22 protein-coding genes and 1 tRNA gene are annotated in these 25669 nt (G+C 67.0%); 13 read left to right on the top strand and 10 right to left on the bottom strand.

Translation table 11 applies throughout. From position 1 onward, the window contains the following. Window positions 1–175: 175 nt before the first annotated feature. The 6 genes from DAT37_RS07310 to DAT37_RS07285 all read right to left on the bottom strand — a co-directional run bounded on the left by DAT37_RS07310 (window position 176) and on the right by DAT37_RS07285 (window position 3177). Window positions 176–1192, bottom strand: a complete 1017-nt coding sequence (locus tag DAT37_RS07310) for an AAA family ATPase (RefSeq protein ID WP_109523893.1) — start codon at window positions 1190–1192, stop codon at window positions 176–178. Between the two features lie 224 nt (window positions 1193–1416). After that, window positions 1417–1788, bottom strand: a complete 372-nt coding sequence (locus DAT37_RS07305) for a hypothetical protein (protein WP_157978347.1) — start codon at window positions 1786–1788, stop codon at window positions 1417–1419. Between the two features lie 15 nt (window positions 1789–1803). After that, window positions 1804–2109 carry a hypothetical protein gene (locus DAT37_RS07300; protein WP_157978346.1) on the bottom strand — a complete coding sequence of 102 codons (306 nt, stop codon included), beginning with the start codon at window positions 2107–2109 and terminating at the stop codon, window positions 1804–1806. Beyond that, the gene (locus DAT37_RS07295) at window positions 2106–2426 is read right to left on the bottom strand and encodes a hypothetical protein (protein WP_109523890.1); all 321 of its coding nucleotides are present in this window, start codon (window positions 2424–2426) and stop codon (window positions 2106–2108) included. Before DAT37_RS07295 ends, DAT37_RS07300 begins: the two co-directional genes overlap by 4 nt. Further along, on the bottom strand, window positions 2423–2902 hold the full coding sequence (locus tag DAT37_RS07290) for a hypothetical protein (RefSeq protein ID WP_109523889.1): 480 nt from the start codon (window positions 2900–2902) through the stop codon (window positions 2423–2425). Before DAT37_RS07290 ends, DAT37_RS07295 begins: the two co-directional genes overlap by 4 nt. An 83-nt stretch (window positions 2903–2985) precedes the next feature. Next, entirely contained in the window at window positions 2986–3177 is a 192-nt protein-coding gene (locus tag DAT37_RS07285) for a helix-turn-helix transcriptional regulator (protein ID WP_109523888.1), read from the bottom strand. Window positions 3178–3282: 105 nt separating this feature from the next. Between DAT37_RS07285 and DAT37_RS07280 the strand changes: the two genes are divergently transcribed. Continuing rightward, window positions 3283–3954 (top strand): helix-turn-helix domain-containing protein, encoded by a 672-nt coding sequence (locus DAT37_RS07280; RefSeq protein ID WP_109523887.1) that lies wholly within the window; start codon window positions 3283–3285, stop codon window positions 3952–3954. Between the two features lie 64 nt (window positions 3955–4018). Further along, entirely contained in the window at window positions 4019–5137 is a 1119-nt protein-coding gene (locus tag DAT37_RS07275) for a site-specific integrase (RefSeq protein ID WP_232839563.1), read from the top strand. A gap of 59 nt (window positions 5138–5196) precedes the next feature. Here DAT37_RS07275 and DAT37_RS07270 read toward each other — a convergent pair. Further along, a tRNA-Arg gene (locus DAT37_RS07270) sits at window positions 5197–5270 on the bottom strand. Between the two features lie 209 nt (window positions 5271–5479). On the opposite strand from DAT37_RS07270, the gene DAT37_RS07265 reads away from it, so the two are divergent. The 8 genes from DAT37_RS07265 (at window position 5480) to DAT37_RS07230 (ending at window position 20704) form a co-directional block, all read left to right on the top strand. Beyond that, window positions 5480–7522 (top strand): cytochrome c oxidase assembly protein, encoded by a 2043-nt coding sequence (locus DAT37_RS07265; RefSeq protein WP_109523885.1) that lies wholly within the window; start codon window positions 5480–5482, stop codon window positions 7520–7522. Window positions 7523–7653: 131 nt separating this feature from the next. Next, window positions 7654–8655, top strand: a complete 1002-nt coding sequence (locus DAT37_RS07260; RefSeq protein ID WP_232839562.1) for a serine/threonine dehydratase — start codon at window positions 7654–7656, stop codon at window positions 8653–8655. Between the two features lie 234 nt (window positions 8656–8889). Further along, window positions 8890–11364, top strand: a complete 2475-nt coding sequence (locus DAT37_RS07255; RefSeq protein ID WP_109523883.1) for a beta-glucosidase family protein — start codon at window positions 8890–8892, stop codon at window positions 11362–11364. 158 nt (window positions 11365–11522) lie between these two features. Then, window positions 11523–12044 carry a single-stranded DNA-binding protein gene (locus tag DAT37_RS07250; protein WP_109523882.1) on the top strand — a complete coding sequence of 174 codons (522 nt, stop codon included), beginning with the start codon at window positions 11523–11525 and terminating at the stop codon, window positions 12042–12044. A 133-nt stretch (window positions 12045–12177) separates the two neighbouring features. Then, a complete protein-coding gene (ettA, locus tag DAT37_RS07245; RefSeq protein ID WP_109524007.1) occupies window positions 12178–13854 on the top strand; it encodes an energy-dependent translational throttle protein EttA in 1677 nt (558 codons plus the stop codon). 397 nt (window positions 13855–14251) lie between these two features. Then, window positions 14252–19183 (top strand): NAD-glutamate dehydrogenase, encoded by a 4932-nt coding sequence (locus DAT37_RS07240; RefSeq protein ID WP_109523881.1) that lies wholly within the window; start codon window positions 14252–14254, stop codon window positions 19181–19183. Window positions 19184–19507: 324 nt separating this feature from the next. Then, complete coding sequence (locus DAT37_RS07235; protein WP_408637377.1) at window positions 19508–19966, top strand: acyl-CoA thioesterase; 459 nt, start codon at window positions 19508–19510, stop codon at window positions 19964–19966. A 69-nt stretch (window positions 19967–20035) separates the two neighbouring features. After that, on the top strand, window positions 20036–20704 hold the full coding sequence (locus tag DAT37_RS07230) for a hypothetical protein (RefSeq protein WP_109523879.1): 669 nt from the start codon (window positions 20036–20038) through the stop codon (window positions 20702–20704). A gap of 28 nt (window positions 20705–20732) precedes the next feature. Here the strand turns inward: DAT37_RS07230 and DAT37_RS07225 are convergent, their stop codons facing one another. Both DAT37_RS07225 and DAT37_RS07220 read right to left on the bottom strand, forming a co-directional pair. After that, window positions 20733–21044 carry an AzlD domain-containing protein gene (locus DAT37_RS07225; protein WP_109523878.1) on the bottom strand — a complete coding sequence of 104 codons (312 nt, stop codon included), beginning with the start codon at window positions 21042–21044 and terminating at the stop codon, window positions 20733–20735. Next, a complete protein-coding gene (locus tag DAT37_RS07220) occupies window positions 21041–21802 on the bottom strand; it encodes an AzlC family ABC transporter permease (protein WP_109524006.1) in 762 nt (253 codons plus the stop codon). The genes DAT37_RS07225 and DAT37_RS07220 overlap by 4 nt, the downstream gene beginning before the upstream one ends. Window positions 21803–21881: 79 nt before the next feature. On the opposite strand from DAT37_RS07220, the gene DAT37_RS07215 reads away from it, so the two are divergent. Beyond that, complete coding sequence (locus tag DAT37_RS07215) at window positions 21882–22448, top strand: helix-turn-helix domain-containing protein (protein ID WP_109523877.1); 567 nt, start codon at window positions 21882–21884, stop codon at window positions 22446–22448. 3 nt (window positions 22449–22451) lie between these two features. Here DAT37_RS07215 and DAT37_RS07210 read toward each other — a convergent pair whose 3' ends face one another. After that, window positions 22452–22988, bottom strand: coding sequence for an HNH endonuclease (locus tag DAT37_RS07210; RefSeq protein WP_198654142.1), 537 nt, complete (start codon window positions 22986–22988; stop codon window positions 22452–22454). A gap of 404 nt (window positions 22989–23392) precedes the next feature. Here DAT37_RS07210 and DAT37_RS07205 point away from each other — a divergent pair, with 404 nt between their 5' ends. Further along, the gene (locus DAT37_RS07205) at window positions 23393–23797 is read left to right on the top strand and encodes a globin (protein ID WP_109524004.1); all 405 of its coding nucleotides are present in this window, start codon (window positions 23393–23395) and stop codon (window positions 23795–23797) included. Window positions 23798–24034: 237 nt separating this feature from the next. Continuing rightward, complete coding sequence (locus DAT37_RS07200) at window positions 24035–25657, top strand: glycoside hydrolase family 13 protein (protein WP_408637370.1); 1623 nt, start codon at window positions 24035–24037, stop codon at window positions 25655–25657. Window positions 25658–25669: the final 12 nt, after the last annotated feature.

Below are 25669 nucleotides of genomic sequence, written 5' to 3'. Positions count from 1 at the left end.
GGTCCGGCGTTCCGGGACTCATGTCCGGTATCGGACATGGCTGCCTGTAGCTCGCAATCGAGGCGGGAATCGAGGCGCAGCAACCAATTCGGCACGGGCTGACCGCTCCGACTGATGGTGCGTTTCAGCTCGGCCACCGCGTACCGGGTGGCGCGTAGCTCGCTCTCGCCGAGGGTCACGCCGACGTGCCGTTCTGCTCCCGCCACGCCTTGTACGCGGCCCGTGCCCGTATCGCCCTCCACTTGAGTCGTGCGCGTGCATCGTTGGCGGATTCGGCCGGGGGGTCGAGCGCGGCAACGGCAGCGATATCGGCGTCCGGGGCGGTCTCGTCCGGGCTGTGCTCGCCCTCGGTCGCAGCCTTGACCGATGCGGACAATCCGCCATCGGGGCGCGGCCAGAGGATGAATTTCCCCGCAAGCGGTTCCTTGTCTCCGACAGGAGAATTCGCGCGCAGTCCGCCGTGACGGTCCTTGTTGATCGAGAGGTACGCGCTACCGCCCTTGCCGGGGGTGAACGGTGCGTCGACCTTCACTCGGATCGAGGTACCGCCTATAGCCCGGATCTTGGCGATGGTTCCGCCCGGTCCGAACGATCGCGATTCGGTGCCCTTGGAGAGATGGTCGATACCGACCACACACGCTCCGGTCCTCACCAACGGTTTGATGACGGCACGGTGACACATGGTGAATTCGTCGGCCGAGTTGCTGTTACTGCCGAACAGCGGCAGCAGCTCGCCGATGCTGTCGAGGATGACCAGCGTCGGGCGCCAGGACTTCATGTGTGCGCAGATGTGGAGCAGCTCGAGGCGGTCGTCCGGCTCGATGTACAGGAACTTTGCGGGATCCCGCAGTACATCCGGTCTGGCACCCATCGCGACCAATCGCCCGACCGTGGACTGTGGGCCGTTGTGGTCGAGGTCGATGCGCAGCACCCGACCCCCGGCAGCGAGTTCGGCCTCCGTGGCGTGATCGGTGAGCAGCGTCTTACCACCCTCCGGATCGCCGAACACGGCGTTGTACTGACCGCGGTAGAACAGCCCGATCCCGTCGTCGCGCGGGCACATCTCCGGTATCGGCGTCTCGGGCAACGTGCCATCGAACAGGGCGCCGACATCGAAATACTTCGGTTGAACGGGTGCGTCCGGGACGCGTCCGGGACGCGTCCGGTCATCGTTGGAATCCTCGGGACGCACCTCCTCTTCCGGATCAGGCGGAATATCCTCTGACCAGCTGCTTTCCGAATCGGGACGCGTCCGCCCCCCTATAGCGGGACGCGTCCCGTTCGTATGGTCCCGGACCGGGCCCGGACCCATCTCGGCGAGCTGCTCGCGGTACGCGGCTTGACAGCTGAAGCACACCGAGTCGTAGCGCGGGTGCGTGATGCAATGCGCTGTCGGTGGCGGCAGCTTGGTTCGGGTCACTCCCCACCGCCACGCGCCTTGTCGAACCCCGCGAGGATCTGCGCATGGAGATCGAACTTCGGATTGATCTCGAGCACCGCACGGCGCAGCTTCTCGAGGCACGCCGCAAGCAATGTCGCGGCGGTGAGCGCGGTCGGCGCCAGGTGCTCGGAATCCAGTCGGCCGAGCCAAATCGTGGTGAGGCGCGACAGTTTGGCCGGATCGCCCTCGGCCGCGATGAACTGGTGCATCATCTTCTCGGCGTCGGCGTGCAGCTGCGCGCGGTCCATCATCCCGATGAGTGCGTCACCGCGGCCCGTGATGAATAGCGGGTTGGGATTGTCTGGCATGTCGGTCCTTTCCGGGCCAACCGTGGTGATGAGCACCACGGTTGGCCCGACTGGTCATGCGGCGTTGGTGCCGCGTGCGTTGGTGGCCGGTCGCTGGTGCTTCCCGGTGTCGACGTATCGGTCACCCGCCAAGTCGCGGCGCAGCCTCTCGTCCATGCGAGCGACGTGCGCGGCGAAGGACTGGACGCTGGCCGAGATCGCGAGTTCGTCCCCTTCGCCCTCGGCGAGCAGGATCAACCGGGCTAGAGCGGTTTCCAGCTCGATCCGGAAGTTCGACCGGAAGTGCCGTTGAGCCCATTCGGTCGGGGTGTAGCCCTTCGACCACTCGGCGAGCGCGGCCTCGATCTGCGGCGAATTCATGCCCATGACGCCACCGCCGTCGCCTGCTCGCGCTCGGCCCATGTCCTCGGCGGTCGCACGTAGATCGAGATGGTGTGACTCCCGTTGTCCTCGGCCCTCCAGTGCCGCGCCGAGAACGCTTCGCGGCCGAGCAGCCAGACGCGATCGGCGGCCGAGATCAACTGCGCGGCCTGGTAGGCATCGCAGTGTCGAACGGGGAGAATCCAGACTTCGCCGTCGAGTTCGACCAGGCGGCCGACGAACACGTGTCCCTGGACCACGCGGGCATATCCGCGCGGTGCCTCGATGTGGACCGCCTCGAGCGGATGCGTTTTCACCGGTCCCCCTCGACGAGATCGGCCGCGCGGACCAGGGACGCCGCGATACGCCGCGCCTCGTCAGCGGTGATCTTGAAGTCGACGCCCTGGTAGTGCCCGGTCGACCGCGTGGTGAGCGAAACCACCGACTCGGTGTTGTCCGCTTCGCGGAACGCGCCGATGTCGAAAATGATCGGCATCCCCATCACGAACGGTTCGACGTTGAGCGCCGTCGACTGATCGGCCGACCAGCAACTCCCGTCGTCGTAGTTCGGTTCGGCGGCGTGGATCTCCTTGCGATCGCAGAACGACGCGCACCGATCGAGCCGCTCCAGATCGGCCGCGCGGAATCCGTGACCGGGCTCGATGCCGTCGATGAGGACGACGATCCACCCGCCGCTGATGTCTCCGACGGTGCCGCGCTCATCGGTCTTGATGACGCGCACCCGGTCTCCGGGGTTGAACAAGGGGGCAGTGGTCTTGCTATGGTTGTTCATGGACTTCTCTCCTGGGGCGTCCTTGGTCCGGTGAGCTGTTTGCCCAGCTCCCGGACCGCTTAGGTTTCTGGGGCGGGTCCTCATCACGCGGCGCTGGTGAATTGCTCGCTCTCCCACGCCGCGACATCGGCCGCGCGATAGCGAACGAAGCGGCCGATCTTGGCGAACCGCGGCCCCGTTCCCTTGCTGGCCCATATGGCGAGTGTCTTGACCGGCAGCTTCAGCCGGTTCGCAAGCTCCTGGCGGGTCAGCCAAACGTCTTCCGACTGGTCCATCTGATTGCCTTTCGAGATCTCGATAGCGAACCTTCAGTTTTTCGGGTTCCCGTCAATTCTTACCCAGCCTTCTTGATTCCCGCAAGTTCCCGTTAATATTTCGATATGTCGAAACCTAACTGGGCAGAGGACCGAGCAAAGCGCGTCGGCGCGGAGGTCAAGACACTTCGCGGCAAACGGTCGGGTCAGTGGCTTGCCGACGAGACGGCATCCCACGGGCATACCGTCTCGCGCACAACGATTTCCGAGATCGAGAACGGCAAACGGAAGGACATCACGCTGGCCGAAATCACCATCCTGGCAAGGGCTCTCGGAGTTTCACCGCTCCAGCTGATCTACCCGGACCTAGCGCACGGAGAGGTTGATGCACTGCCGGGGGTGACGACCAACTCGGCCGAGGCGATGCGCTGGTTTGCTGGCGAGAGCGTCCTCGGTTCGGATCTCACGGTGTTCGACAAGACGGCTACGCGGGCGATGAACTGGACGCGCACGCTGTACCGGCTGGCGATGCAGTTGCGGGGGGCTCTGAATTTCGCGCTCTCCCTGAGCGATGCGCCCAACAGCACACCCGAGGACTTCGACAGGGCATCGACCCGAGTCGAGGATTACCGCCACCAACTCGAACAGTGGGTCGAGATGATGCGGGACGCGGGTCTGCCGGTCGACGGTGACGATATCCACGCACTCATCTCGGCATCGCGGGAAGTTGGCGAGGACAGCATGGATGCGTTCATTGCAGCGGTATCGAGAGAGGCTGACGGCGATGCCGAGAGGTAGACCACCGCTCCGAATCGGAGCGCATGGGAAGATCAAGAGAATCAGTCTCGGCAGCGGAATATGGTTGGCGCGCTGTCGATTCCGCGATGACGATGGCGCAACCCGCATCGTCGAGCGGCAGTCACCCGAGGGACAGTACGACCAGCGCGGGCAGCTCGCCGAGGATGCGCTCGTTGCCGCGCTCGAGGCGCGTCGCACCGGGGGAGGGGAAGAGGTCACGGGGGAGACGACCGTCTCGACGCTGTGCGAGCAGCACCTTCAGAACCTCATCGACAAGGGCCGGGCAACCCGCACCATCGACACCTACCGCGACGCCATCAAGGCGATCGAACCGCGGGCAGGATCGGTGCGCGCCCGGGAGGCGACCGCCGGTCGGATGAACAGGGCAATCCAGGCGATCAGCGATCGACACGGGTACTCGACGGCGAAGCAGGCCCGGACGGTGCTGCGCGGTGCGCTGCAACTGGCCGTGATCGCTGACGTGCTCCCGGTCAATCCGGTCGACAGCACTTCGCGCCTCGAGCGCAAAGCACCGCCCAAGGGTGCGCCGTCCATCACGGCCGAACAGCTCGCGCAGCTGCTCGGCGATCTGCGCAACAGCGCGGTGCAGTGGATCGGCAAACGGACCGTTGCCGACTACTGCCGCACCGCCGATCTCGCCGACCCGATCACCATGCTCATCGGTACCGGGATGCGCCGTGGCGAACTGCTCGGGCTGCGGTGGAAGGACATCGACGAAGCGTCCTCGGTCGCGACGATCTGTGGGAAGGTCGTGCGCAAGCGTGGCGGGGGGCTCATCCGTGAGTCGTTCGCCAAGACCGACGCGGGCAACCGGTCGATCGTCCTACCGAAGTTCGTCATGGAGATGCTGAAGCGGCGTCGCGATGAACCGCACCCGAGCACCGATGGCGTGATCTTCCCGAGCTCGGTCGGCACGCTGCGCGACCCGGACAACTTCAACCAGGCATGGGCCAAGGTGCGCGAACGGCTCGGCGTACCGGCCGTGTCGAGCCACAGTTTCCGCAAGGCGCTGGCGACGCTGCTCGATGACGCCGCGCTGTCCGCGCGGGTCGGCGCCGACCAGCTCGGCCACCGGCACGTCTCGATGACCCAGGATGTTTATTTCGGGCGTGGACGGATACACAGGGAAGCAGCCGACGTAATCGGCCGATTGTCCTCATAAGCGATGAATATTCGATGGATGTCGGTCAGGGACCATTCCGGAAAATGGTCCCTGACCAGCGCCCCCGGCAGGAATCGAACCTGCGACCTAGGGATTAGAAGGCCCTTGCTCTATCCAACTGAGCTACGGAGGCAGTGGGGCAACCTCGGTCGACGTCGACCGTGCTGTCCAGCACGGAAAGTATAGCGACCGTCCAGCTGGCTAAGTTCTCAGTGTCAGCAACGTTTCGGCCACCTCGGTCGCGCGGAAGGACGTACTGACCGGGGCGGTCAGGTCCGAGATCAGATTATCCGGCCGAGCCCGAACGGGCCACGCCATATTGTTGGAACTACGCTCAGTCGTATGTCGTTGCCGCAGGACCAGCCCGTCGAAACCGATGTCTCGGACGTCGGCAGGTCGGGTGCGGCGGGGAATTTCGGAGTGCTGGCGGTGCTCGCCGGTGCGGTCGCCGCGGTGGTCGCGGCGCTGGTGGTCGGGTTGTCGGCGGCGCACGCGCTGAGCCTGCTCGGCATACCGGATCCCGGCCCGGTGACGACCTACGGTCTGCCCGCGATCAGGGCGCTCGCCGATCTGTCGGCCGCGCTGACGGTCGGTTCGCTGTTGTTCGCGGCCTTCCTGACACCTCCGCAGGCGGACGGGCTGCTCGACGCGGGCGGCTACCGGGCGGTGCGGCGCGCCTCCTGGTTCGCGCTCGCGTGGGCGAGTTGCGCGGCGCTGCTGGTCCCGTTGACCGTCTCCGATACGACAGGTCAGCCGGTCGGGCAGGTATGGCGGCCCGAGCAGTTGTGGCGGGCGATCGACCAGATCGCGCTGGCCGAGGCGTGGCGCACGACGGTGGTGTTCGCGGTGATCGTCGCGGTGGGCTGCAAGCTCGTGCTGCGATGGGGATGGACGCCGCTGCTGTTCGGCGGCGCGATCGTGACCATGATGCCGCTGGCGCTGACGGGGCATTCCTCCTCCGGCGGCGCGCACGACCTGGCCACCAACAGCCTGATCCTGCACCTGATCTCGGCCGCGGTGTGGGTCGGCGGGCTGTTCGCCGTCCTCGCTCACGCGATGCGCGGCGGCGCGCACACCGATATCGCGGCTCGCCGGTTCTCGCTGACGGCGACCGTCGCGTTCGTGGTCATCGGCGTCAGCGGTGTGATCAACTCCTGGGTCAGGGTTCCGCTGGACGAACTGTTCACCACCACCTACGGCAGGCTGGTTCTCGCCAAAGCGGCAGCGCTGATCGTGCTGGGGATCCTCGGTTACTTCCAGCGCCGCGCGTCGCTGCCCGCGCTCGCCGCCGACCCGCGTGACCGCGCCGCGCTGATCCGCTTCGGTGGGGTGGAGGCGGTGATCTTCGCCGCGACCATGGGGTTGGCCGTCGGACTCGGACGCACCCCGCCGCCACCGCCGACCAGCGTGCCGACACCCGCCGAGGTGGAACTCGGATACGACCTGGCGGGACCGCCGTCGGCGAGCCGACTGCTGTTCGATTGGCGTTTCGATCTGATCTTCGGGACCTTGGCCATCGTGCTCGCGGTGGTGTATCTGCTGGGGGTGTGGCGGCTGCGGTCGCGCGGTGACGCGTGGCCGGCGGGTCGCACGATCGCCTGGCTGTCGGCGTGCGCGGTCCTGCTGTTGGCGACCTCCTCCGGCGTCGGCCGGTACGCGCCCGCGGTATTCAGCGTGCACATGGGCCAGCACATGGCGCTGTCGATGCTCGCGCCGATCCTGTTCGCCCTCGGCGGCGCGGTGACCTTGGCGCTGCGCGCGTTGCCGCCCGCCGGACGCGGCGGGGTGCCCGGACCGCGCGAATGGATTCTCGCCGCGGTGCACAACCCGGTCTCACGGTTCCTGACCCATCCGATCGTCGCGTCGGTGATCTTCGTCGGCGGGTTCTACGCCCTCTACATGGGCGGTATCTACGACTCGTTCGCGGATTCGCACGCGGCGCACCTGCTGATGAACATCCATTTCCTGCTGACCGGATACCTGTTCTATTGGGTGGTCATCGGGATCGACCCGAAACCGCGTCAGGTGGAACCACTGACCAAACTCGGGATGGTGTTCGGTTCGCTGCCCTTCCACGCCTTCTTCGGTATCGCGCTGATGAGTATGACGACGGTGATGGGCGGGTGGTTCTTCCGAAGTCTCGGACTGGACTGGAACAGCGATCTGCTCGGCGATCAGCGCACGGGCGGCAGTTTCGCGTGGGCCAGTGGCGAGGTTCCGCTGGTCGTGGTGATGCTCGCGCTGCTCATCCAGTGGTCTCGTGGCGACGCCAAGCTGGCCAAGCGCATCGACCGCGCCGCGGAGCGTGATCACGGCGCCGAACTCGCCGCCCACAACGCCATGTACGCGGAGCTGGCGAAACGGGATCGCGAGGTGCGCAAGTGAATTGCGGGCAATCGGCGACGGCGGACCTCGGGCATGCGTGAGGTGAGCGGAACCCGTCACACTCGTGCACGATGGACCTCGACGCGGGGTTGCTCGGGCGCCGGTTGATCGTGAGTGAGCACAATGTGGCAGTGAGTGGACCAGGCATCGGCGCCGGTTTCGGTGGCTCCGTGCCCGGTGGTGTGGTCGGGTCCGGTCCCGATGACGCGGGCCCGCCCCGACGGGTTTCCCGGTCGGACGCGCGCGAGGCGCGGAAGAGGCTGGCGGGGCGGATACGCAAGACGCCGGTGCTGCACACCTCGATCGCCGGTCCGGACGGTCCGGTGCCGGTCACGCTGAAACTCGAGTATCTCCAGCACGGCGGGACATTCAAGGTGCGTGGCAGTCTCAACGCGTTACTCGAGTCGCCGGTCTCGGCGGGCGAGGTCGTGATCGCCTCCGACGGCAACGCGGGTATCGCCACGGCGGTCGCGACCGCGCAACTGGGTAAGGCGTGCACGGTCGTCGTGCCGGAATCGGCGCCGCATACGAAGGTCGCGGCGATGTGGTCGCACGGCGCCGAAGTGGTGTGGCACGGCACCACCTACGGCGAGGCGTGTCGCCACGCGGCGGATCTGGCGACCGAGCGCGGGGCGTTGCTGCTGCGCGCCGACGAACTGCCCGCGGTCGTCGCGGGCGCCGGGGTCGTCGGGCTGGAACTCGAGGAACAGGTCCGTGGGCGGCCACCGGTGTTGATCTCGGTCGGCGGCGGCGGGCTGGTCGCGGGCGTCGCCTCGGTACTCGGGCGCAGGCAACAGGTGATCGGCGTCGAACCCGTCGGTTACCCCGCCCTGCACACCGCGTTGGAGACCGATCCCGCCGTCGGGCCCTGCTCGCCCGATGCCGCGCACGCGCACCGCATCGGCGCGATCGCGCTGGGGATCGCGCGGCGCTACGACATCCGCTCGTTGCTCGTCGCCGACGACGCCGTCGTCGCGGCCAGGGAATACCTGTGGCGCGAATTCCGCATCGTCGTCGAGGCGACCGGCGCCACCGCGCTCGCCGCCGTGCACAGCGGTGTGTACGTGCCGCCGCCGGGCGAGCGGCCGGTGATCGTCCTGTGCAGTGCGAATACCGAGCACGTCGTGCAGTGAACCGCCGCGATCGCGCCTGATGTCCCGGCGGTGTCCGGACCGTGAGCGGATGCCGATGTTCCACATTGCATAACAGGTCGGTATCCCCTGGCGCGGGAGGTCGCTGGTTGGTAGCTGATGCGTAGATTGGCACTCGGTGACACAACGTGAACCGCGTGGTCGTCGGGCCGGATCGGGTGCGGTCGAATCATGCGGTTCGGCTGTTCAGGCCCATGATCCGAGGGAGAATCGCTGATGTCCGAGCTGACCGAAGACACCCTGCACGCGCTGGTCGGCAAACTGGATCTGGCACAGAAGGTGCGATTGCTGACAGGTGCCGATATCTGGTCGACGCCCGAGGAACCGGCCATCGGCCTGCGGTCGATGACGCTGTCGGACGGTCCGTCCGGAGTGCGCGGTCCGGTGTGGGACGAACGCGATCCCTCCCTGAATCTGCCGTCCGCGACCGCGCTCGCCGCGACCTGGGATCTCGAGATGGCCCGCGCCTACGGTGCGACCTCGGCGGCCGAGGCGCGGCGCAAAGGTGTCGACATCGTCCTGGGGCCGACGATCAATCTGCAGCGCAGCCCGCTGGGCGGTAGACATTTCGAGGCGTTCTCGGAGGACCCGCTGCTGACCGGCCAGCTGGCCGCCGCGTACGTGCGTGCGGTGCAGGAGCACGGGATCGCCGCGACCCCGAAACACTACGTGGCCAACGATTTCGAGACCGACCGCTACACCGCCGACGTGGAGGTCGGCGACCGCGCGCTGCGCGAGCTGTATCTCGCGCCGTTCGAAGCCGCGGTGCGTGCGGGCGCGTGGCTGGTGATGTCGGCCTACAACGCCGTGCGTGGCGTGACGATGACCGAGAACCGGCTGCTCACGGCGCCGCTGCGCACCGAATGGAAATTCGACGGCGTGGTGGTGTCGGATTGGACCGCCGTCCGCAGCACCGTGGCCTCGGCGAACGCGGACCAGGATCTGGTGATGCCGGGACCGGAAGGACCGTGGGGCGAGGAACTCGTCGCGGCGGTGCGCGCGGGAACCGTGCCGGAGGCGGCCGTCGACGCGAAGGTGGCGCGCCTGCTCCGGTTGGCGGCCCGGGTCGGCGCGCTGGACATGACCGATCGCGATGCTCCGGTCGCGGCCGACGGCGTGGGTCGTAGCCGCGTGTCCCACACGCCCGACACGGGTCTGCGGGTGGCACGCGAGGTGGCCGCGGCGGGGATGGTTCTGGTCCGCAACGAGGGTGAACTACCGTGGCCGAGTGCCGGTCCCGGGACGATCGCGGTGATCGGCGAAGCGGGCTCGTGGCCGCGCACGCAGGGTGGCGGAAGTGCGACCGTGGTACCCGACGAGGTGATCGGCCCCGTCCAGGGACTGCGCACGGCCCTACCCGACGCGACGATCGTCGCCCACCCGGGAGTCCCGGTCCAGACCGGAATCCATCCGTTGCCGCTGACGGTCATGACCGATCCGTACACCGGTGAGCCCGGCCTGCGCGCCCGATTCCTCGACGGCGATGGCGCCGAATTGCTGAGCGAGCATCGGGGCGCCGGTCAACTCGTCTACCTCGGAACGGTCCCGAAAGGCGCTGTGACGCTGGAACTCACCACCGAATACCTCGCGGGACCCGACGATCCGGAAACCGTGCTGCTCGGCGTCGCCGGTATCGGTGCGACCCGGATGGAGATCGACGGCGCGCCTGCTCTCGACACCGTGCTCACCGGCAGCGGCGAAGCTCTCGGCGCGGCGTTGTTCACCCCGGGTGTCGCGACGGTCCCGGTGAGCACCGACGTCGCCCACGTGGTGCGTGTCCGCCAACAACTCGAGGCCGGTGCCGCGATGCCCGGCCTGGTCGCGATCACGCTCGGAACAGCCGGCGGCACGGCGAACCCCGCGAAGTCGATCGCCGAGGCGGTGGCCCTGGCGCGTGCGTCCGATGTCGCGGTGGTGGTGGTCGGCACGGGTTCGCGGACCGAGAGCGAGGGTTTCGACCGCACCACCCTCGCACTGCCCGGCGCACAGGACGAGTTGGTGCGTGCGGTGGCCGCCGCGAATCCGCGCACGGTGGTCGTCGTCAACTCCGGTGGTCCGGTCCTGCTCCCGTGGCGCGACGACGTGGCCGCGGTCCTGCTCGCCTGGTTCGGTGGACAGCAACTGGGGCACGCACTCGCCGATGTCCTGCTCGGTCACCGGGAGCCGGGCGGTCGATTGCCGACGACCTGGCCCGCGGCCGAATCCGACGTCCCGGTGCTGTCGACGACACCGGTGCGGGGCGTGCTGCGCTACGACGAAGGCATTCATATCGGCTATCGAGCCTGGTTGAAGGCCGGTGCGCGGCCCGCCTACCCGTTCGGGCACGGGCTCGGCTACACGAGTTGGGCGCTGACCGATCTGGTCGTCGCCGCCCCGACCGTGAACGGTTCGGTCGACATGGAGGTCACCGTGCACAACACCGGAGCCAGGGCCGGTAAGCAGGTCGTTCAGGTCTATCTGTCGCGCGCGGAGTCGGACGTCGACCGCCCGGTGCGCTGGCTGGCCGGGTTCACCCCCGTCGAGGTGGAGGCCGGACGATCCGTCCGGATCCGTATCCCGCTGTCGCCGAGGACTTTCGCGCATTGGGACGAGAACTGGCATATCGAGCCCGGTGTCTTCACCGTGCACGTGGGGACCAGTTCGACGGACCTACCGCTGTCCGCCGACACCGCCGCGCTCGCCGCGGTGTGAGGCGAAGCGCCGGTTGTCCACAATCCGGAAAGTTGTCCACATTCTCGAGATCGCGCCGCCGCGAGGGCGGGCGTTCGACCACGCTGAAGGTGCCCCCGTGACACGGGGGAGGACAACCGGGAAGAGGGCTCCCGGTCCGGATGCGAAGGGGCGTAATCATGTACGAAGCGATGGCTACCGTGATCGGCACCGTGGTCACACACCCGGCCAAACGTGATCTGAACACCGGAGAGCAGGTGCTGACCTTCCGGATGGCGAGCAATTCCCGCCGTTTCGATCAGGCCACCGGCACCTGGGTGGACAACGGAACCCTGTTCCTCACCGTGAGCTGCTGGCGACGGCTGGTGGCCGGGGTGGAGGAGTCCATCAGGCGCGGCGATCCGGTCGTCGTCTACGGACAGCTGCGCTCACACGAATATCGCACACGCGACGGTGTCGAACGCCGCGATCTGGAGATGCGGGCGAGTGCCGTCGGCCCGGATCTGAGTCGCTGCACGGCCCGCATCGCCCGTCGATCCGAGAGCGGGACCGGGTCCGACCCCCAGGGCGTGATACGGAATACTTGTCACGGATCGAGCGCTGAACCGGATGCACGCGTCGGCCATGGACTGGGGGAGACCGCAGCGACCGTGCCTTCCGCATCTACCCAGAGCGCCGAACCGGAGCCGGTCGACGCCTGACCTCGCATGACGCATACATGTGAGCACGGCCGATCCGATCCGGAGGCCCTCCGGCGCCCGGCCCGAATGGACCACGGCGCGGTGGGTGGCGCTGCTTGATTCCACCGTTCCCCAGACCGATAGGCTTGTGTATATGGCTGAGTTCATTTACCAGATGAAGAAGGTTCGCAAGGCGCACGGCGACAAAGTCGTACTCGACGATGTGACCTTGAACTTCCTTCCCGGCGCCAAGATCGGTGTCGTCGGCCCGAACGGCGCCGGTAAATCCAGCGTGCTGAAGATCATGGCCGGACTGGATCAGCCGAACAACGGTGAGGCGTTCCTGGCGCCGGGCGCCACCGTCGGCATCCTGCAGCAGGAGCCGCCGCTGAACGAGGAGAAGACGGTTCGCGGCAATGTCGAGGAGGGCCTCGGCGAGATCAAGGTGAAGCTGGACCGCTTCAACGAGATCGCCGAATTGATGGCCACCGACTACTCCGACGAGCTCATGGACGAGATGGGCAAACTTCAGGAGGATCTGGACCACGCCGACGCGTGGGATATCGATTCCCAGCTGGAGCAGGCGATGGACGCGTTGCGTTGTCCGCCGCCGGACGAGCCGGTCACCAAGCTTTCCGGTGGTGAGCGTCGTCGTGTCGCGCTGTGCAAGCTGCTGTTGAGCAAGCCCGATCTGCTGCTGCTCGACGAGCCGACCAACCACCTCGACGCCGAGTCGGTGAACTGGCTCGAGCAGCATCTGGCCCAGTACCAGGGCGCCGTGCTCGCGGTCACCCACGACCGGTACTTCCTGGACAATGTGGCCGAGTGGATTCTCGAGCTCGACCGGGGCCGGGCGTTCCCGTACGAGGGCAATTACTCCACCTACCTGGAGAAGAAGGCTCAGCGCCTCGAGGTGCAGGGCAAGAAGGACCAGAAGCTGCAGAAGCGGCTCAAGGAAGAACTCGCCTGGGTGCGCTCGGGCGCCAAGGCACGCCAGGCCAAGAACAAGGCCCGTCTCGGCAGGTACGAGGAGATGGCGGCCGAGGCCGAGAAGCACAGGAAGTTGGATTTCGAGGAGATCCAGATTCCCGCGGGTCCGCGCCTGGGCACCGTCGTCGTCGACGTGTCGCATCTGGACAAGGGTTTCGGCGATCGCCAGCTCATCAAGGATCTGTCGTTCACCCTGCCCCGCAACGGCATCGTCGGTGTCATCGGCCCCAACGGTGTCGGTAAGACCACGCTGTTCAAGACGATCGTCGGACTCGAATCGCCCGACAGCGGCGAGGTGAAGGTCGGCGAGACGGTCAAGCTGAGCTACGTCGACCAGAATCGCGCGGGTATCGACCCCAAGAAGAACGTCTGGCAGGTGGTCTCCGAGGGGCTCGACTTCATCCAGGTCGGCAATCAGGAGATGCCGTCGCGCGCCTATGTGAGCGCGTTCGGTTTCAAGGGCCCGGATCAGCAGAAGCCGGCCGGGGTGCTCTCCGGTGGTGAGCGCAACCGCCTGAATCTGGCGCTGACCCTCAAGCAGGGCGGCAACCTGATCCTGCTCGACGAGCCAACCAACGACCTCGACGTGGAAACCCTCGGTTCGCTCGAGAACGCGCTGGAGCAGTTCCCCGGCTGCGCCGTCGTGATCTCGCACGATCGCTGGTTCCTCGACCGCACCTGCACCCACATCCTCGCGTGGGAGGGCGATTCGGACAACGACGCCAAGTGGTTCTGGTTCGAGGGCAACTTCGAGGCATACGAGGCGAACAAGGTCGAGCGGCTCGGTGCGGAAGCGGCTCGCCCGCATCGGGTTACACACCGCAAACTGACCCGCGACTGAGATCGGGATCCGACGGGGCGAGTGCTGTTCGCATCGCCCCGTCGATCGGCCATTTTTCGAAGGATTTGCGGCGAAGTGCCGTCGATCGGCTCCGATGCCGAAGGAAATACGGACGCCCGGCCATACCCGCCGAATCTCGATAGTGTGGGTTACGTGCATGCGCCGGTGCTGTCCGAGATCTGGGTAGTTCCCATGCCCGACGCGCCGATATGACGGTCGCCGGGTCCTATCGAGTGCTGAGCCGAGTGGACGACCTCGGCAATCGCGCGGCGAATATCGCAACCGTGGTGAACACCCCGGGATTCAAAGGGATTTCACCCGCTTGTCTCCGGTGCGCAGCTACTCTCGGACCGGCGTCACTTTGTTACGGAACCGAATCCGAGGAGTTGGCGAAAAAATGACGGTCTCGTCCGAATTGTCCAGTGCGGCGTGGTCCGCGGGTCTGCCGCAGTCACTGCGCGGAGATCTCGCGACCCTCGAGGAGGCGTATTTCCGCCACGTCGACGCGGGCGATGTGGACTGTGCGATCACCGGGATCACCCAGATCTTCCGACGGCATCTCGAGTTGGCGATCACCCGGCCCACCGGCCGGGTACTGGTCCGGGTGTATCACCCGGACGACGGATCGGGCCTCGGCGCCGCAATCCAGTTGGTCACCGACGATATGGCGCTACTCGTCGAGTCGATCACCTCGTCCCTGAGTCGCATGGGCGTCAGCGTCAGCGAAGTCATCCATCCGATCTTCGAGGTCGAGCGCGACGCCGAGGCGCGACTGCTGCACGCGGCGCCGCACGAGGTGGACGGCAACGGCGATCCCGGGGTGCGCGAATCGTGGATGCACCTGCAACTGCACGCGTCGACCACCAGGGAGACGTTGGACCGTATCGAGCAGGCGCTGCCGATGGTCGTCACCGACGTGCGCCAGGTCAACAGCGACACCGACGCCATGAAGCAGGTGCAGAGCACCCTCGCCGACACCCTGACCGAGGCCGCCGCGTCGGGGCGCGCGCCGTTTCCCGCCGACGATCTGATCGATACCGCGAATCTGTTGCGCTGGCTCGCCAGCGGTAATTTCACCGTGCTCGGTTACGCCCGTCACCGGCTGGGCGAGGACCACGAGCAGATGATCTCCAATGCGCTGCCCGGCACCTGCCTCGGTGTGCTGCGGCCCGACGTCGGCACCGATTTCCGCGTACCGATCAACGGCGGCGATCGGCCGCTGCTGATGCTCACCCAGGGTTTGGTGCCCGCCACCGTGCACCGCTCGGTGTATCCGTATTTCATCGGCGTCGCGGATTTCGACGAATCGGGCAAGGTCGTCGGCGACCATCTCTTCATCGGGGTCTTCACCGTCACCGCGGTCCACGAGAACGTTCTCGACATCCCGGTGATCGAGCGCCGGGTGCGTTCGGTGATCGAGGACAGCGGCTTCGACCTGGACTCCTTCTCCGGGCAGGCGATGCTGGAGGTCATCCAGTCGTTCCCGCGCACGGAACTGTTCTCCTCCGATACCGAGACCATGCGCCACACCGCCACCGCGGTGCTCAACGTCGGCCTGCGCAGGCAGGTGAAACTGTTCATGCGCGCCGACAGTTACGGCCGGTTCGTGGCCTGCCTGGTGTATCTGCCGCGTGATCGCTACACCACCCACGTGCGCTTGGAGATGCAGGACATCCTCGTCCGTGAACTGGGCGGCGACTCGATCGACTATTCGGCGCGGGTGAGCGAAAGCGAACTCGCCAGCGTCTATTTCACCGTCCGGCTGCCCGACGCGGAAGGCGCGCCACGTGCGGAGCAGACCGCCGCGGCGGACACCTCCGAGCCGAACCGGCTGCGGATCCAGCGCCTGCTGGCCGAGGCGAGCAACACCTGGGACGATCACCTCAACGACCAGCTGAATACCGCGCCGGTGCTCGCGCCCGCCGTCGTCAAGCGGTACGCGGACGCCTTCCCCGAGGGCTACAAACAGGATTTCGCGCCGGCGCGAGCGCTCGGCGACATCATGCGGCTCGAACGGCTGACCGAGGGGTCGATCGTCCAGAACCTGTACCGCAGACCGAATTCGGAGCCGGGGTCGTGGCGGTTCAGCCTCTACATCGGCGGCACCGGGATCTCCTTGAGCCAGGTACTTCCGGTATTGCAGAGCCTCGGCGTCGAGGTCGTCGACGAGCGCCCGTACCGGATCGAACTCGAGACCTCCCCCGGCGGCCGGATTCTCGAGCGCTGGATCTACGATTTCGGTCTGCTGGCGCGTCCCGAACTGCTGCGCAGCTCCCTCGACCGTGATCTGGACGCCGAACTGCTGGAATCCTCGGCCCGCGCCGACGTGCTCGACGCGGAGGTGCGCGGGCTGCGCGAGCGGTTCACCGACGCTTTCGAAGCGGTCTGGCACGGCCGCGCCGAGGCGGACGGCCTGAACGAACTCGTGCTGCGGGCGCGGCTGCCGTGGCGGTCGGTCGCCATCCTGCGCACCTACGCGAAATACCTGCAGCAAGCCGACTTTCCGTACAGCCAGACCAATATCGCGCGGGTACTTCTCACCTACCCGGACGCGGCTCGGCTGTTCGTCGACCTGTTCGCGGCGCGGTTCGATCCCGACACCGTGGCTGCCGAACACGCCGCGGAGCTGGAGGTGCGGCTGCGGGAACGGATCGACGAGGTCGTGAGCTTGGATGCCGACCGCATCCTGCGTGCCATCCTCAGCCTGATCAAGGCCACGCTGCGCACCAACTACTACGTGACCGACGCCGAGGGGGTGTCGCGCGACTTCATCTCGGTGAAGGTCGAACCGCGCGAGATCGCCGAACTGCCCAAACCTCGGCCCCGGTACGAGATCTTCGTCTATTCGCCGCGCGTGGAGGGCGTGCACCTGCGATTCGGTTCGGTGGCGCGCGGTGGATTGCGCTGGTCGGATCGGCTGGAGGATTTCCGTACCGAAATCCTCGGCCTGGTCAAGGCGCAGGCGGTCAAGAACGCGGTGATCGTGCCGGTCGGCGCCAAGGGCGGCTTCGTGGTGAAACAGCCGCCGCAGGCGACCGGCGATCCCGTGGCCGACCGCCAAGAGCTCGGCGCCGAGGGGGTGGCGTGCTATCGCACCTTCATCTCGGGTCTGCTCGACATCACCGACAATGTCGACCGGGTGACCGGCGCCGTGCTGCCGCCCGCGCGGGTGGTCCGTCGTGATGGCGACGACACCTACCTGGTGGTCGCCGCGGACAAGGGCACCGCGACGTTCTCCGACACGGCCAACGACATCGCGCAGCGCTACGGATTCTGGCTCGGTGACGCGTTCGCCTCCGGTGGTTCGGCGGGTTACGACCACAAGGCGATGGGCATCACCGCCAAGGGCGCGTGGGAGAGCGTGAAACGGCATTTCGCCGAGATGGATCTCGATACCCAGACCCAGGACTTCACGGTCGTCGGCATCGGCGATATGAGCGGTGACGTCTTCGGCAACGGCATGTTGCTTTCCGAGCACATCCGCCTGGTCGCCGCCTTCGACCACCGGCACATATTCCTCGACCCGGACCCGGACCCCGCGAGTTCGTACGCGGAACGGGCGCGCATGTTCGCACTGCCGCGGTCGTCGTGGGCCGACTACGACACCTCGGCGATCTCCCAGGGCGGCGGGGTGTGGGATCGCACGGTCAAGTCCGTGCCCATCAGCCAGCAGGCCCGTATCGCGCTCGGTCTCGCCGACGACATCACCTCGCTGTCGCCGCCGGAACTCGTGCGCGCGATCCTGCTGGCCCCGGTCGGTCTGCTCTGGAACGGCGGCATCGGCACCTACATCAAGGCGTCGACGGAATCGAACGGCGACGTCGGCGACAAGTCCAACGATCCGGTCCGCGTCAACGGAAACCAGTTGCGGGTCAAGGTCATCGGCGAGGGCGGCAATCTCGGCGCGACCGCGCTCGGGCGCATCGAGTTCTGCCGCGCGGGCGGCAAGATGAACACCGACGCCCTCGACAATTCGGCCGGTGTCGACTGCTCCGACCACGAGGTCAATATCAAGGTGCTGCTCGACGGTGTGGTCAGCGCGGGCCTGCTGCCCGAACCCGAGCGCAACCCGCTGCTCGCCTCGATGACCGACGAGGTCGCGCGTATGGTGCTGCGGGACAACGTCTCCCAGAACTTCCTGATGGGGATCTCGCGATTCGAGGCGCCGGGGATGCTCAATGTCCACCAGCGGCTCATCGAGGACCTGGAGGAACGCCGCGGGCTCGACCGCGAATTGGAGGCGCTGCCGTCCACGGTGGAGTTGAAGCGCAGGCGCGAGGAGGGTGTCGGCCTCGCGTCCCCAGAGCTGTCGAATCTCATGGCCCATGTGAAGCTTTCGCTCAAGGCCGACCTGCTCGACTCCGATCTGCCCGACAACAACTATTTCTCGGGCAGGCTGGCGGACTACTTTCCCTCCGCGCTGCGGGAACGATTCGGCGCGGCCATCAAGAAGCATCGTCTGCGCCGCGAGATCGTCACCACGATGATTGCCAACGAGATGGTCGACTACGGCGGCATCACCTACGCGCACCGGCTGAACGAGGAGACCGGAGCCACCGCGACGGACGCGGTGCGCGCTTTCGCCGCGGCCATCGAGATCTTCGATCTGCACGCCATGTGGTCACGCATTCGCGCGGCCGATACCTCGACCTCGGTCCGCGACGCGCTCGAGTTGGAGACCAAACGAACGCTCGACCGGGCGTCGCGGTGGCTGCTGAGCAACCGTCCGCAGCCGATTCCGGTCGGTGCGGAGATCAACCGCTACAGCGGTGGTGTGCGTGAACTCGCGCCGAAGGTGCCGGGCTGGCTGCGCGGACATCATGTCGCGACGCTCACCGGCCAGTCCGCCGAGTTGATCGCGCAGGGCGCGCCGACGGATCTCGCCACCGAGGTCTTCGGGCTGCTGAACCTGTTCCCGTTGCTCGACGTGCTCGATATCGCCGATATCACCGATCGTGACCGGGACGAGGTCGGGTCGCTGTATTACGCCCTCAACGACCACCTCAAGATCGATTGGCTGCTGGAGGCGGTCAGTCATCTCGAGCGCGGCGATCGCTGGCACTCGCTGGCCAGGCTGGCGCTGCGCGACGATATGTACGGCTCGCTGCGTTCGCTCACCCTCGATGTGCTGTCGGCGGGCGATCCGGAGGAGACGGCCGACGAGAAGATCGCCTACTGGGAGTCGAAGAACCAGTCGAGGCTGGGGCGCGCGCGGGCGGCGCTGTCGGAATTGTTCGAATCCGGAACGCACGATCTCGCGACGCTGTCCGTCGCGGCGCGCCAGGTGCGCAGCATGGTCAGCGGTGTGGGCGCGCAGTCGGAACGCTGAACCTCGTCGATCGGGTGCGTCGGAGCGGCGCACCCAGCCGAGTACGCCGAATGATGTTAGGGTGCAACAAGAATTGCGGGTAGCGCGATGTCGCGCGGATGGCGCACTCGACGTATCCTTCGCCCCGCGACGATCACCGGCGGCGAAGATTGCGATACTGGGTGCCGCGAATCGGTCCGGACCCGGGCGAACGCCCAGGTCACCGCGACCGGAAATGATCGAATTCGGTGCCGAAGGATCTCGCCGTGATACCTGTTCCGCAACGTCGCGGAAGGGTGTGGCGCGAGATCGGCGCCTTATCGGAGGTACCACGTGACGAGTTCGGTGAACGGTAAAGGAAAGGCCAACGGTAGCGCTCTGCTGCTACCCAAGCGCTTTCACGCCAAGGTGGAAGTCAGGTGGTCGGATATGGACGTGTTCCAGCACGTCAACCACGCGCGCATGGTGACCCTGCTGGAAGAGGCCAGGATTCCGTGGCTGTTCGAGGACGGACGTCCCACCGAATCGCTGCGTGCGGGCTGCGTGCTGGCCGACCTGCGGGTGCGTTACCGGGGCCAGTTGCGGCACGAGGACACCCCGCTCGATATCGCCATGTGGATCGAGCAGTTGCGCGCCGTCGATTTCACGGTCGGATACGAAGTGCGCGCCAACGGCGCGGCCCCCGATTCCCCGCCCGCGGTGGTCGCCTCGACCCAGATCGCGGCGTTCGACATCGAGACCCAGCGGTTGCGCAGGCTCACCGACGGTGAGCGGGACTATCTGTCCGAGTGGATGGACAGGTGAGCTGAGCTCAGGGTTTCGTGACGACAGTGGTGTTGTGAGGGCGGCGACGCCCGTGCGGGCGGAGATGCCGTGAGGTCCCAGCAGCGTGTGCTGCATGTCAGTGATCCGGCCGAGCGTGAGAATCTGGCCACCTTCCTGAGCCGGGCGATCCGGCTGGATGTCGCGGCGGTGGTGCGCTTGCGCAGGCGCGGCGACACGTTTGTCTCGGCGTGGGTGACAACCGGTTTCGAGGCATTGGCCGTGCGAACGGTGTCGGCCGAACTGGGGGTCGACGATGTCACCGTCGGCGCCGATCTGGTGCTGGCCGGACTCGGCTCCGGCAGTCCGATCGACCTCGGCTATTCGATGGATTCGGCCTGGCGTGGTGCGCTGCCGCCGAGCGACGGATTCGCCCATATCGACGATGTGCCCGCGCGCACGCTGGTCGAATTGGCGGAACGCGGCGCCCAGCTCGCCAAGGAACACGGCAGCTCGCACGGCCCGCCCGCCTCGCTGCTGGACCAGACTGTGCTCACGGTGTCGGCCGACCCGGTTTCGGTCGAAGTGCCGATGCGAGTCGTCTTCGCCCTGACCGCAATGGATTTCATCCCGCATTCGGGAGACAGGGCCGAGGCTCGACGCATCCCGCCCAGCGAGATCGTCCGCGTCCGGGCCACCAACACGTGGTTGCGGATCGACGCGCGCTACGGCTCGGTCGCGCGTCGTCGCGGCGGAGCCATTCCGCTGACCCCGAGCTGATCGGGGAGTTGTCGGTGGTTCGCCGGACTCAAGCGACTCCGGACAGTCGTAGCGCCGCCGTACACCCCGCCGCCGCCACGATCACCACGAGCAGCGGCGCTCTCCGCCATGCGAGAACACCGCCGACGACCACCCCGGCGGGTAGCGCCACTCCCGGTTGCGCGGTGCCGAAGGGCAGGGTGGTGACCGCGACCAACGCCGCGAGCAGGACCACCGCCCCGATCTCCAGTAGTCGCTCGGCACGTTCGGGAAACCGGATGCGGCTGCGCAACGCGGGCCCGGCCCAGCGGAATGCGAAGGTGCCGACGGCGAGCGCGATGATCCCCGCGGTCGGCATCATGCGGTATCACTGCGTCGCGCGGAACATTCGCGAGGGGCGCACGATCCGGAGTCCGATTCGCCACCGTCGACCACCTCGCTCCGTTCCCCACGCCGCAGCGTGAACGCCGCCACGACCACACCGGAGAGCGCGAACAGCACCGGTAAACCCGGCGGCAGGAATGCGGAGGTCGTGAGCGCCACGACCACCCCCGCGCAGACCGCGCCGAAGGTGTCCCGGTCGCGCAGCGCGGGGATCACCAGGGCGAGCAGTACCGCGGGAAAGACCGCGTCCAGACCGAAGGCGGAGGTGTCGGGGACGATACTGCCGATCAGCGCGCCCAGGGCCGCGCCACCGGGCCAGGCGAGCAGGACTCCCACCCCGCAGAGCCAGTACGCGGCGCGTTTGCGTTCGATATCGGATTGGGCCAGCGCCACGGCGACGGATTCGTCGTTCATCACATGGACCCCGAGCAGGCGACGCCACCCGCTGCCGGTCACCTCCGGCAGCGACAGCCCGTAGGGCAGATGCCTCGCATTGACCACCAGTCCCGCCAGCACGGCCGCGATCGGGCTGCCACCCGCGGCGATGATCCCGATGAACAGGAATTCCGCTCCACCCGCGAGGACGACCACGCCGAGCACGACGGGCAGCCAGACGGGGAATCCCGCGCCGACGGCCGTCGCCCCGTAGGAGACGCCGATCATCGCGACGGCCACGAGCACGGCCGCGATTCCCGAGACCGTGTCCCGCCCGAGTGTTCGCCATATCGAACGCATGTAGCTTATGGTGAACGCACGCGGACGATTCGTCAATGTGGTTTCCTGTACCGGATTCCGAACACGACGGGAGTGGGGAATGACGCGGGACGGCTCGACGGCGACGCCGCAGGCGGCGATCGCGGCGTCGCTGCGCCGGGAACGGACCAGGGCCGGGCTGTCGCTCACCGAGGTCGCCAACCGTGCCGGTATCGCGAAATCCACGCTGTCCCAATTGGAATCGGGGAGTGGCAACCCGAGTCTGGAGACACTGTGGGCGCTGTGTGTCGCGCTCGACATGCCGTTCTCACGGTTGCTGGACCCGCCGCGGCCCGCCGTGTCGGTGATTCGTGCGGGGGAGGGGCCGGTGGTCGCGGCCGAGCGTTCCGACTATCGCGCCACACTGCTCGCGGCCGGTCCGCCGAACACCCGCCGCGACATGTTCCGCATCACCGCCGAACCCGGCCACGCCCGCGACTCGGACCCGCACACCCCGGGCGTGGTCGAACACATCCTGCTCGCCACGGGCCGTGCCCTGGCCGGCCCGTCGGATGCCCCCGTGGAACTGCGGCCGGGTGACTACATCTCCTACCCGGGTGACGCCCCGCACGTCTTCGAGGCACTGGAAGCGGGCACCTGGGCGACGCTGGTGATCGAATACCCGTGAGACTCAGGCCGCGCCCTCGCCCAGGTACTGCAACCACACGGGGTCGAGGTCGGTGGTGGTCGACAGCAACCGCCAGTGCGGGCCTTTGGGGGAGACGAGCGGCGACCGCAGCGTCCAGCCCAGCTCGCTGAGCAGTTTGTCGGCTTTGCGATGGTTGCAGGGAGCGCAGCTGGCGACGCAGTTCTCCCAGGAATGCTCGCCGCCGCGACTGCGCGGGATGACGTGATCGATGGTCTCGGCCTTCGCGCCGCAATAGCCACAGCGGTAGCGATCGCGGTGCATGAGGGCGGCCCGCGTCATCGGCACCCGGGCCCGGTAGGGGACGTGGACGTAGTTGCGCAGTCGGATCACCGAGGGGACGGGGACGGCCGCCTCGGCCGAATGCACGACCGGATTCTCCTCGTTGTGGTGCACGGCGTCGGCCTTGTCGCAGATGAGCAGGACGACGGCGCGGCGTGCGGACAGGGCGGTGAGCGGCTCGTAGGTGGCGTTGAGAAGCAGCACCCGGCGCTTCAACCAGTGAATGGTCTGGGCGTTCATGGTCTCGGAGGAGACCGAAGTCAGATGTGGACCGTGATGGACGGTCTCACCGGGGCGATGGGAGCCCGGATGATGGTCGGACAGGATATGCAGCGGAGTAGCCCCCGACCCACGATTGTGGACGTCGGCGGGCTGGAGTTGTCGGTGCGCCCTGGCCTCGTGTGATCGGCCGTGCCGCTGCTTCATGGGGACCCCGATTTCGTCATCGACAAGATCATGTGATATTCCGCTGAACCTGCAATCAGTTGACCATGGAAAGAGGCCGATTGCACGGTGATTTCGCACAATGTTCGGTTAACTGCCGCTGAAATGGCCTCGGGCAGCCGTGTGAGGCGGCCCGCGTGGCCCCGACCAGCCGTGCGGGCACAATGGACGGCGGTGCATCCGGCTATCGAGAGGACCAGATGAGCACGGGCGAGCAGACGGCGACGTCATTCTACGACGCGGTCGGCGGTGCGGATACCTTCCAGCGCATCGTCGCGGCCTTCTACCGCGAGGTGGCCGCCGACGAGGTGCTGCGTCCGCTCTATCCGGAGGAGGATCTCGGCCCGGCCGAACGGCGGCTGCGCATGTTCCTGGAACAGTATTGGGGCGGCCCGCGCACCTACTCCGACGAACGCGGCCATCCCCGGCTGCGGATGCGGCACATGCCGTTCAAGGTCGGTCCGATCGAGCGTGACGCCTGGCTGCGGTGTATGCGTATCGGTATCGCCGAGATCGAGCCCGATGTGCTCGACGACGAACATCGCAAGGCGATGCTCGATTACATGGAGATGGCCGCGAATTCTCTGGTGAACTCGCCCTTCTGAGACGCCGTGCGCAAGAGTGGCGCACGCGACATCCGTCACCGAAAGTGACGTGGGTCGCGTCGAGCCGGTGGCGGTGAATTCGCTGGTCCACCAGTGCGGATTCGACCGTCCGGTTCGATTGCTGGGCTGTAGCAGGCTTTTCGAAAGGGCGACGCACACGCTGACGGTTTGCCGGGATGCTGTGAACATGGCGTTGCCTGAGGGAATTCGCCGAAATTCTTTGGCACTATTACGGATGTGACACAGACACCAGCCGTGCCGGCGCCGGTGGATCGCACCGAACCGGCCGACGGAGACGCGCAACCGTGGTGGCGCTCGGCCGTGTTCTATCAGGTCTACCCGCGATCCTTCGCCGATTCCGACGGCGACGGCGTCGGTGATCTCGGCGGTATCCGCGAAAAGCTCGGCTACCTGGAACTACTCGGAGTCGACGCGCTGTGGATCTGCCCGGTCATGCGCTCACCGATGGCCGATGGAGGCTACGACGTCGCCGATCCGCGCGATATCGATCCGCTGTTCGGTGGGATGGCGGCGATGGACGCCCTGATCGCCGAGGCGCACGAGCGACGTATCAAGATCACCATGGACCTGGTGCCCAATCACACCAGTGATCAGCACCCGTGGTTCGTCGCGGCGCGCACGGCCGCACCGGGCAGCGGAGAACGCGCCCGCTACATCTTCCGCGACGGTCGCGGGCCCGACGGCTCCGAGCCGCCGAACAACTGGCCGAGTATCTTCGGCGGACCGGCATGGACCAGGGTCACCGAACCCGACGGCACGCCCGGCCAGTGGTACCTGCACATCTTCGCGCCCGAACAGCCCGATCTGAACTGGGAGAACCCCGAGGTCGTCGCCGACTTCGAGCAGACACTGCGGTTCTGGCTGGACCGCGGGATCGACGGATTCCGCATCGATGTGGCGCACGGAATGGCCAAACCGCCTGGACTGCCCGATATGGCGAACGTCTCGACCAAGATGCTGGTGCACGACGACGACGATCCGCGTTTCAACAACCCGGGCGTGCACGAGATCCACCGCCGTTTCCGCAAGGTGCTCGACGAGTATCCGCACGCGGTCTCCATCGGTGAGGTGTGGGTCGACGACAACGTCCGCTTCGGCGAGTACGTACGCCCCGACGAGCTACATCTGGCCTTCAACTTCCGCCTCGCCGAAACCGCGTTCAACGCCGAATCGGTGCGCGCCGCCATCGACCATTCGCTCGCCGCGGTGGCCCCGGTGGGCGCGACGCCGACCTGGACGCTGTCCAATCACGACATCGAACGCGAGGTCACCCGGTACGGCGGCGGTGTCGACGGGGTCGAGCGGGCCAAGGCGATGATGATGGTCGAACTCGCCCTGCCCGGCTCGGTCTTCCTCTACAACGGCTCGGAACTGGGTCTGCCGAATGTGGACGACCTGCCCGAGGACGTCTTGCAGGATCCGGTCTGGGAGCGCTCGGGGCATACCGAGCGCGGGCGCGACGGCTGCCGGGTGCCGCTGCCGTGGGAGGGCGACACCCCGCCGTTCGGTTTCACCGCCGCGGCGCAGTCCTGGCTGCCCGAACCCGCGGAGTGGGCGCGGCTGACGGTGGAGGCCCAACTCGAGGAACTCGGGTCGACGGTGTCGCTGTACCGGATGGCGATCGAGATGCGCGGGACACGCCCGGAGTTCGCCGGTGAGCGCATCGAGTGGTATGGCAGCCCGAAGGGTTGTCTCGCCTTCCGGCGACCCGGCGGGCTGGTCTGCGTGCTCAACGCCACTGCGGCCCCGATCCCGCTACCGCCCGGTGAATTGCTGCTGGCCAGCGCGACGCTGAAGAACGGTCAGCTGCCTCCGGATGCCGCCGCGTGGCTGGTCTGAACCAACACGATC

The organism is Nocardia aurea (assembly GCF_003123685.1).
GTDB lineage: Bacteria > Actinomycetota > Actinomycetes > Mycobacteriales > Mycobacteriaceae > Nocardia > Nocardia aurea.
The sequence above is the reverse complement of the archived record's forward strand: the minus strand, read 5'-3'. Positions and strand labels throughout refer to the sequence as shown.

Excerpts from the sequence above, each read along its gene's own strand:
- DAT37_RS07300 (WP_157978346.1), bottom strand. The coding sequence starts at position 2,109 with ATGAATTCGCCGCAGATCGAGGCCGCGCTCGCCGAGTGGTCGAAGGGC.
- DAT37_RS07290 (WP_109523889.1), bottom strand. The coding sequence starts at position 2,902 with ATGAACAACCATAGCAAGACCACTGCCCCCTTGTTCAACCCCGGAGAC.
- DAT37_RS07285 (WP_109523888.1), bottom strand. The coding sequence starts at position 3,177 with ATGGACCAGTCGGAAGACGTTTGGCTGACCCGCCAGGAGCTTGCGAAC.
- DAT37_RS07280 (WP_109523887.1), top strand. The coding sequence starts at position 3,283 with ATGTCGAAACCTAACTGGGCAGAGGACCGAGCAAAGCGCGTCGGCGCG.
- DAT37_RS07265 (WP_109523885.1), top strand. The coding sequence starts at position 5,480 with ATGTCGTTGCCGCAGGACCAGCCCGTCGAAACCGATGTCTCGGACGTC.
- DAT37_RS07255 (WP_109523883.1), top strand. The coding sequence starts at position 8,890 with ATGTCCGAGCTGACCGAAGACACCCTGCACGCGCTGGTCGGCAAACTG.
- DAT37_RS07250 (WP_109523882.1), top strand. The coding sequence starts at position 11,523 with ATGTACGAAGCGATGGCTACCGTGATCGGCACCGTGGTCACACACCCG.
- ettA (WP_109524007.1), top strand. The coding sequence starts at position 12,178 with ATGGCTGAGTTCATTTACCAGATGAAGAAGGTTCGCAAGGCGCACGGC.
- DAT37_RS07240 (WP_109523881.1), top strand. The coding sequence starts at position 14,252 with ATGACGGTCTCGTCCGAATTGTCCAGTGCGGCGTGGTCCGCGGGTCTG.
- DAT37_RS07225 (WP_109523878.1), bottom strand. The coding sequence starts at position 21,044 with ATGATGCCGACCGCGGGGATCATCGCGCTCGCCGTCGGCACCTTCGCA.
- DAT37_RS07220 (WP_109524006.1), bottom strand. The coding sequence starts at position 21,802 with ATGCGTTCGATATGGCGAACACTCGGGCGGGACACGGTCTCGGGAATC.
- DAT37_RS07215 (WP_109523877.1), top strand. The coding sequence starts at position 21,882 with ATGACGCGGGACGGCTCGACGGCGACGCCGCAGGCGGCGATCGCGGCG.
- DAT37_RS07210 (WP_198654142.1), bottom strand. The coding sequence starts at position 22,988 with ATGAACGCCCAGACCATTCACTGGTTGAAGCGCCGGGTGCTGCTTCTC.
- DAT37_RS07205 (WP_109524004.1), top strand. The coding sequence starts at position 23,393 with ATGAGCACGGGCGAGCAGACGGCGACGTCATTCTACGACGCGGTCGGC.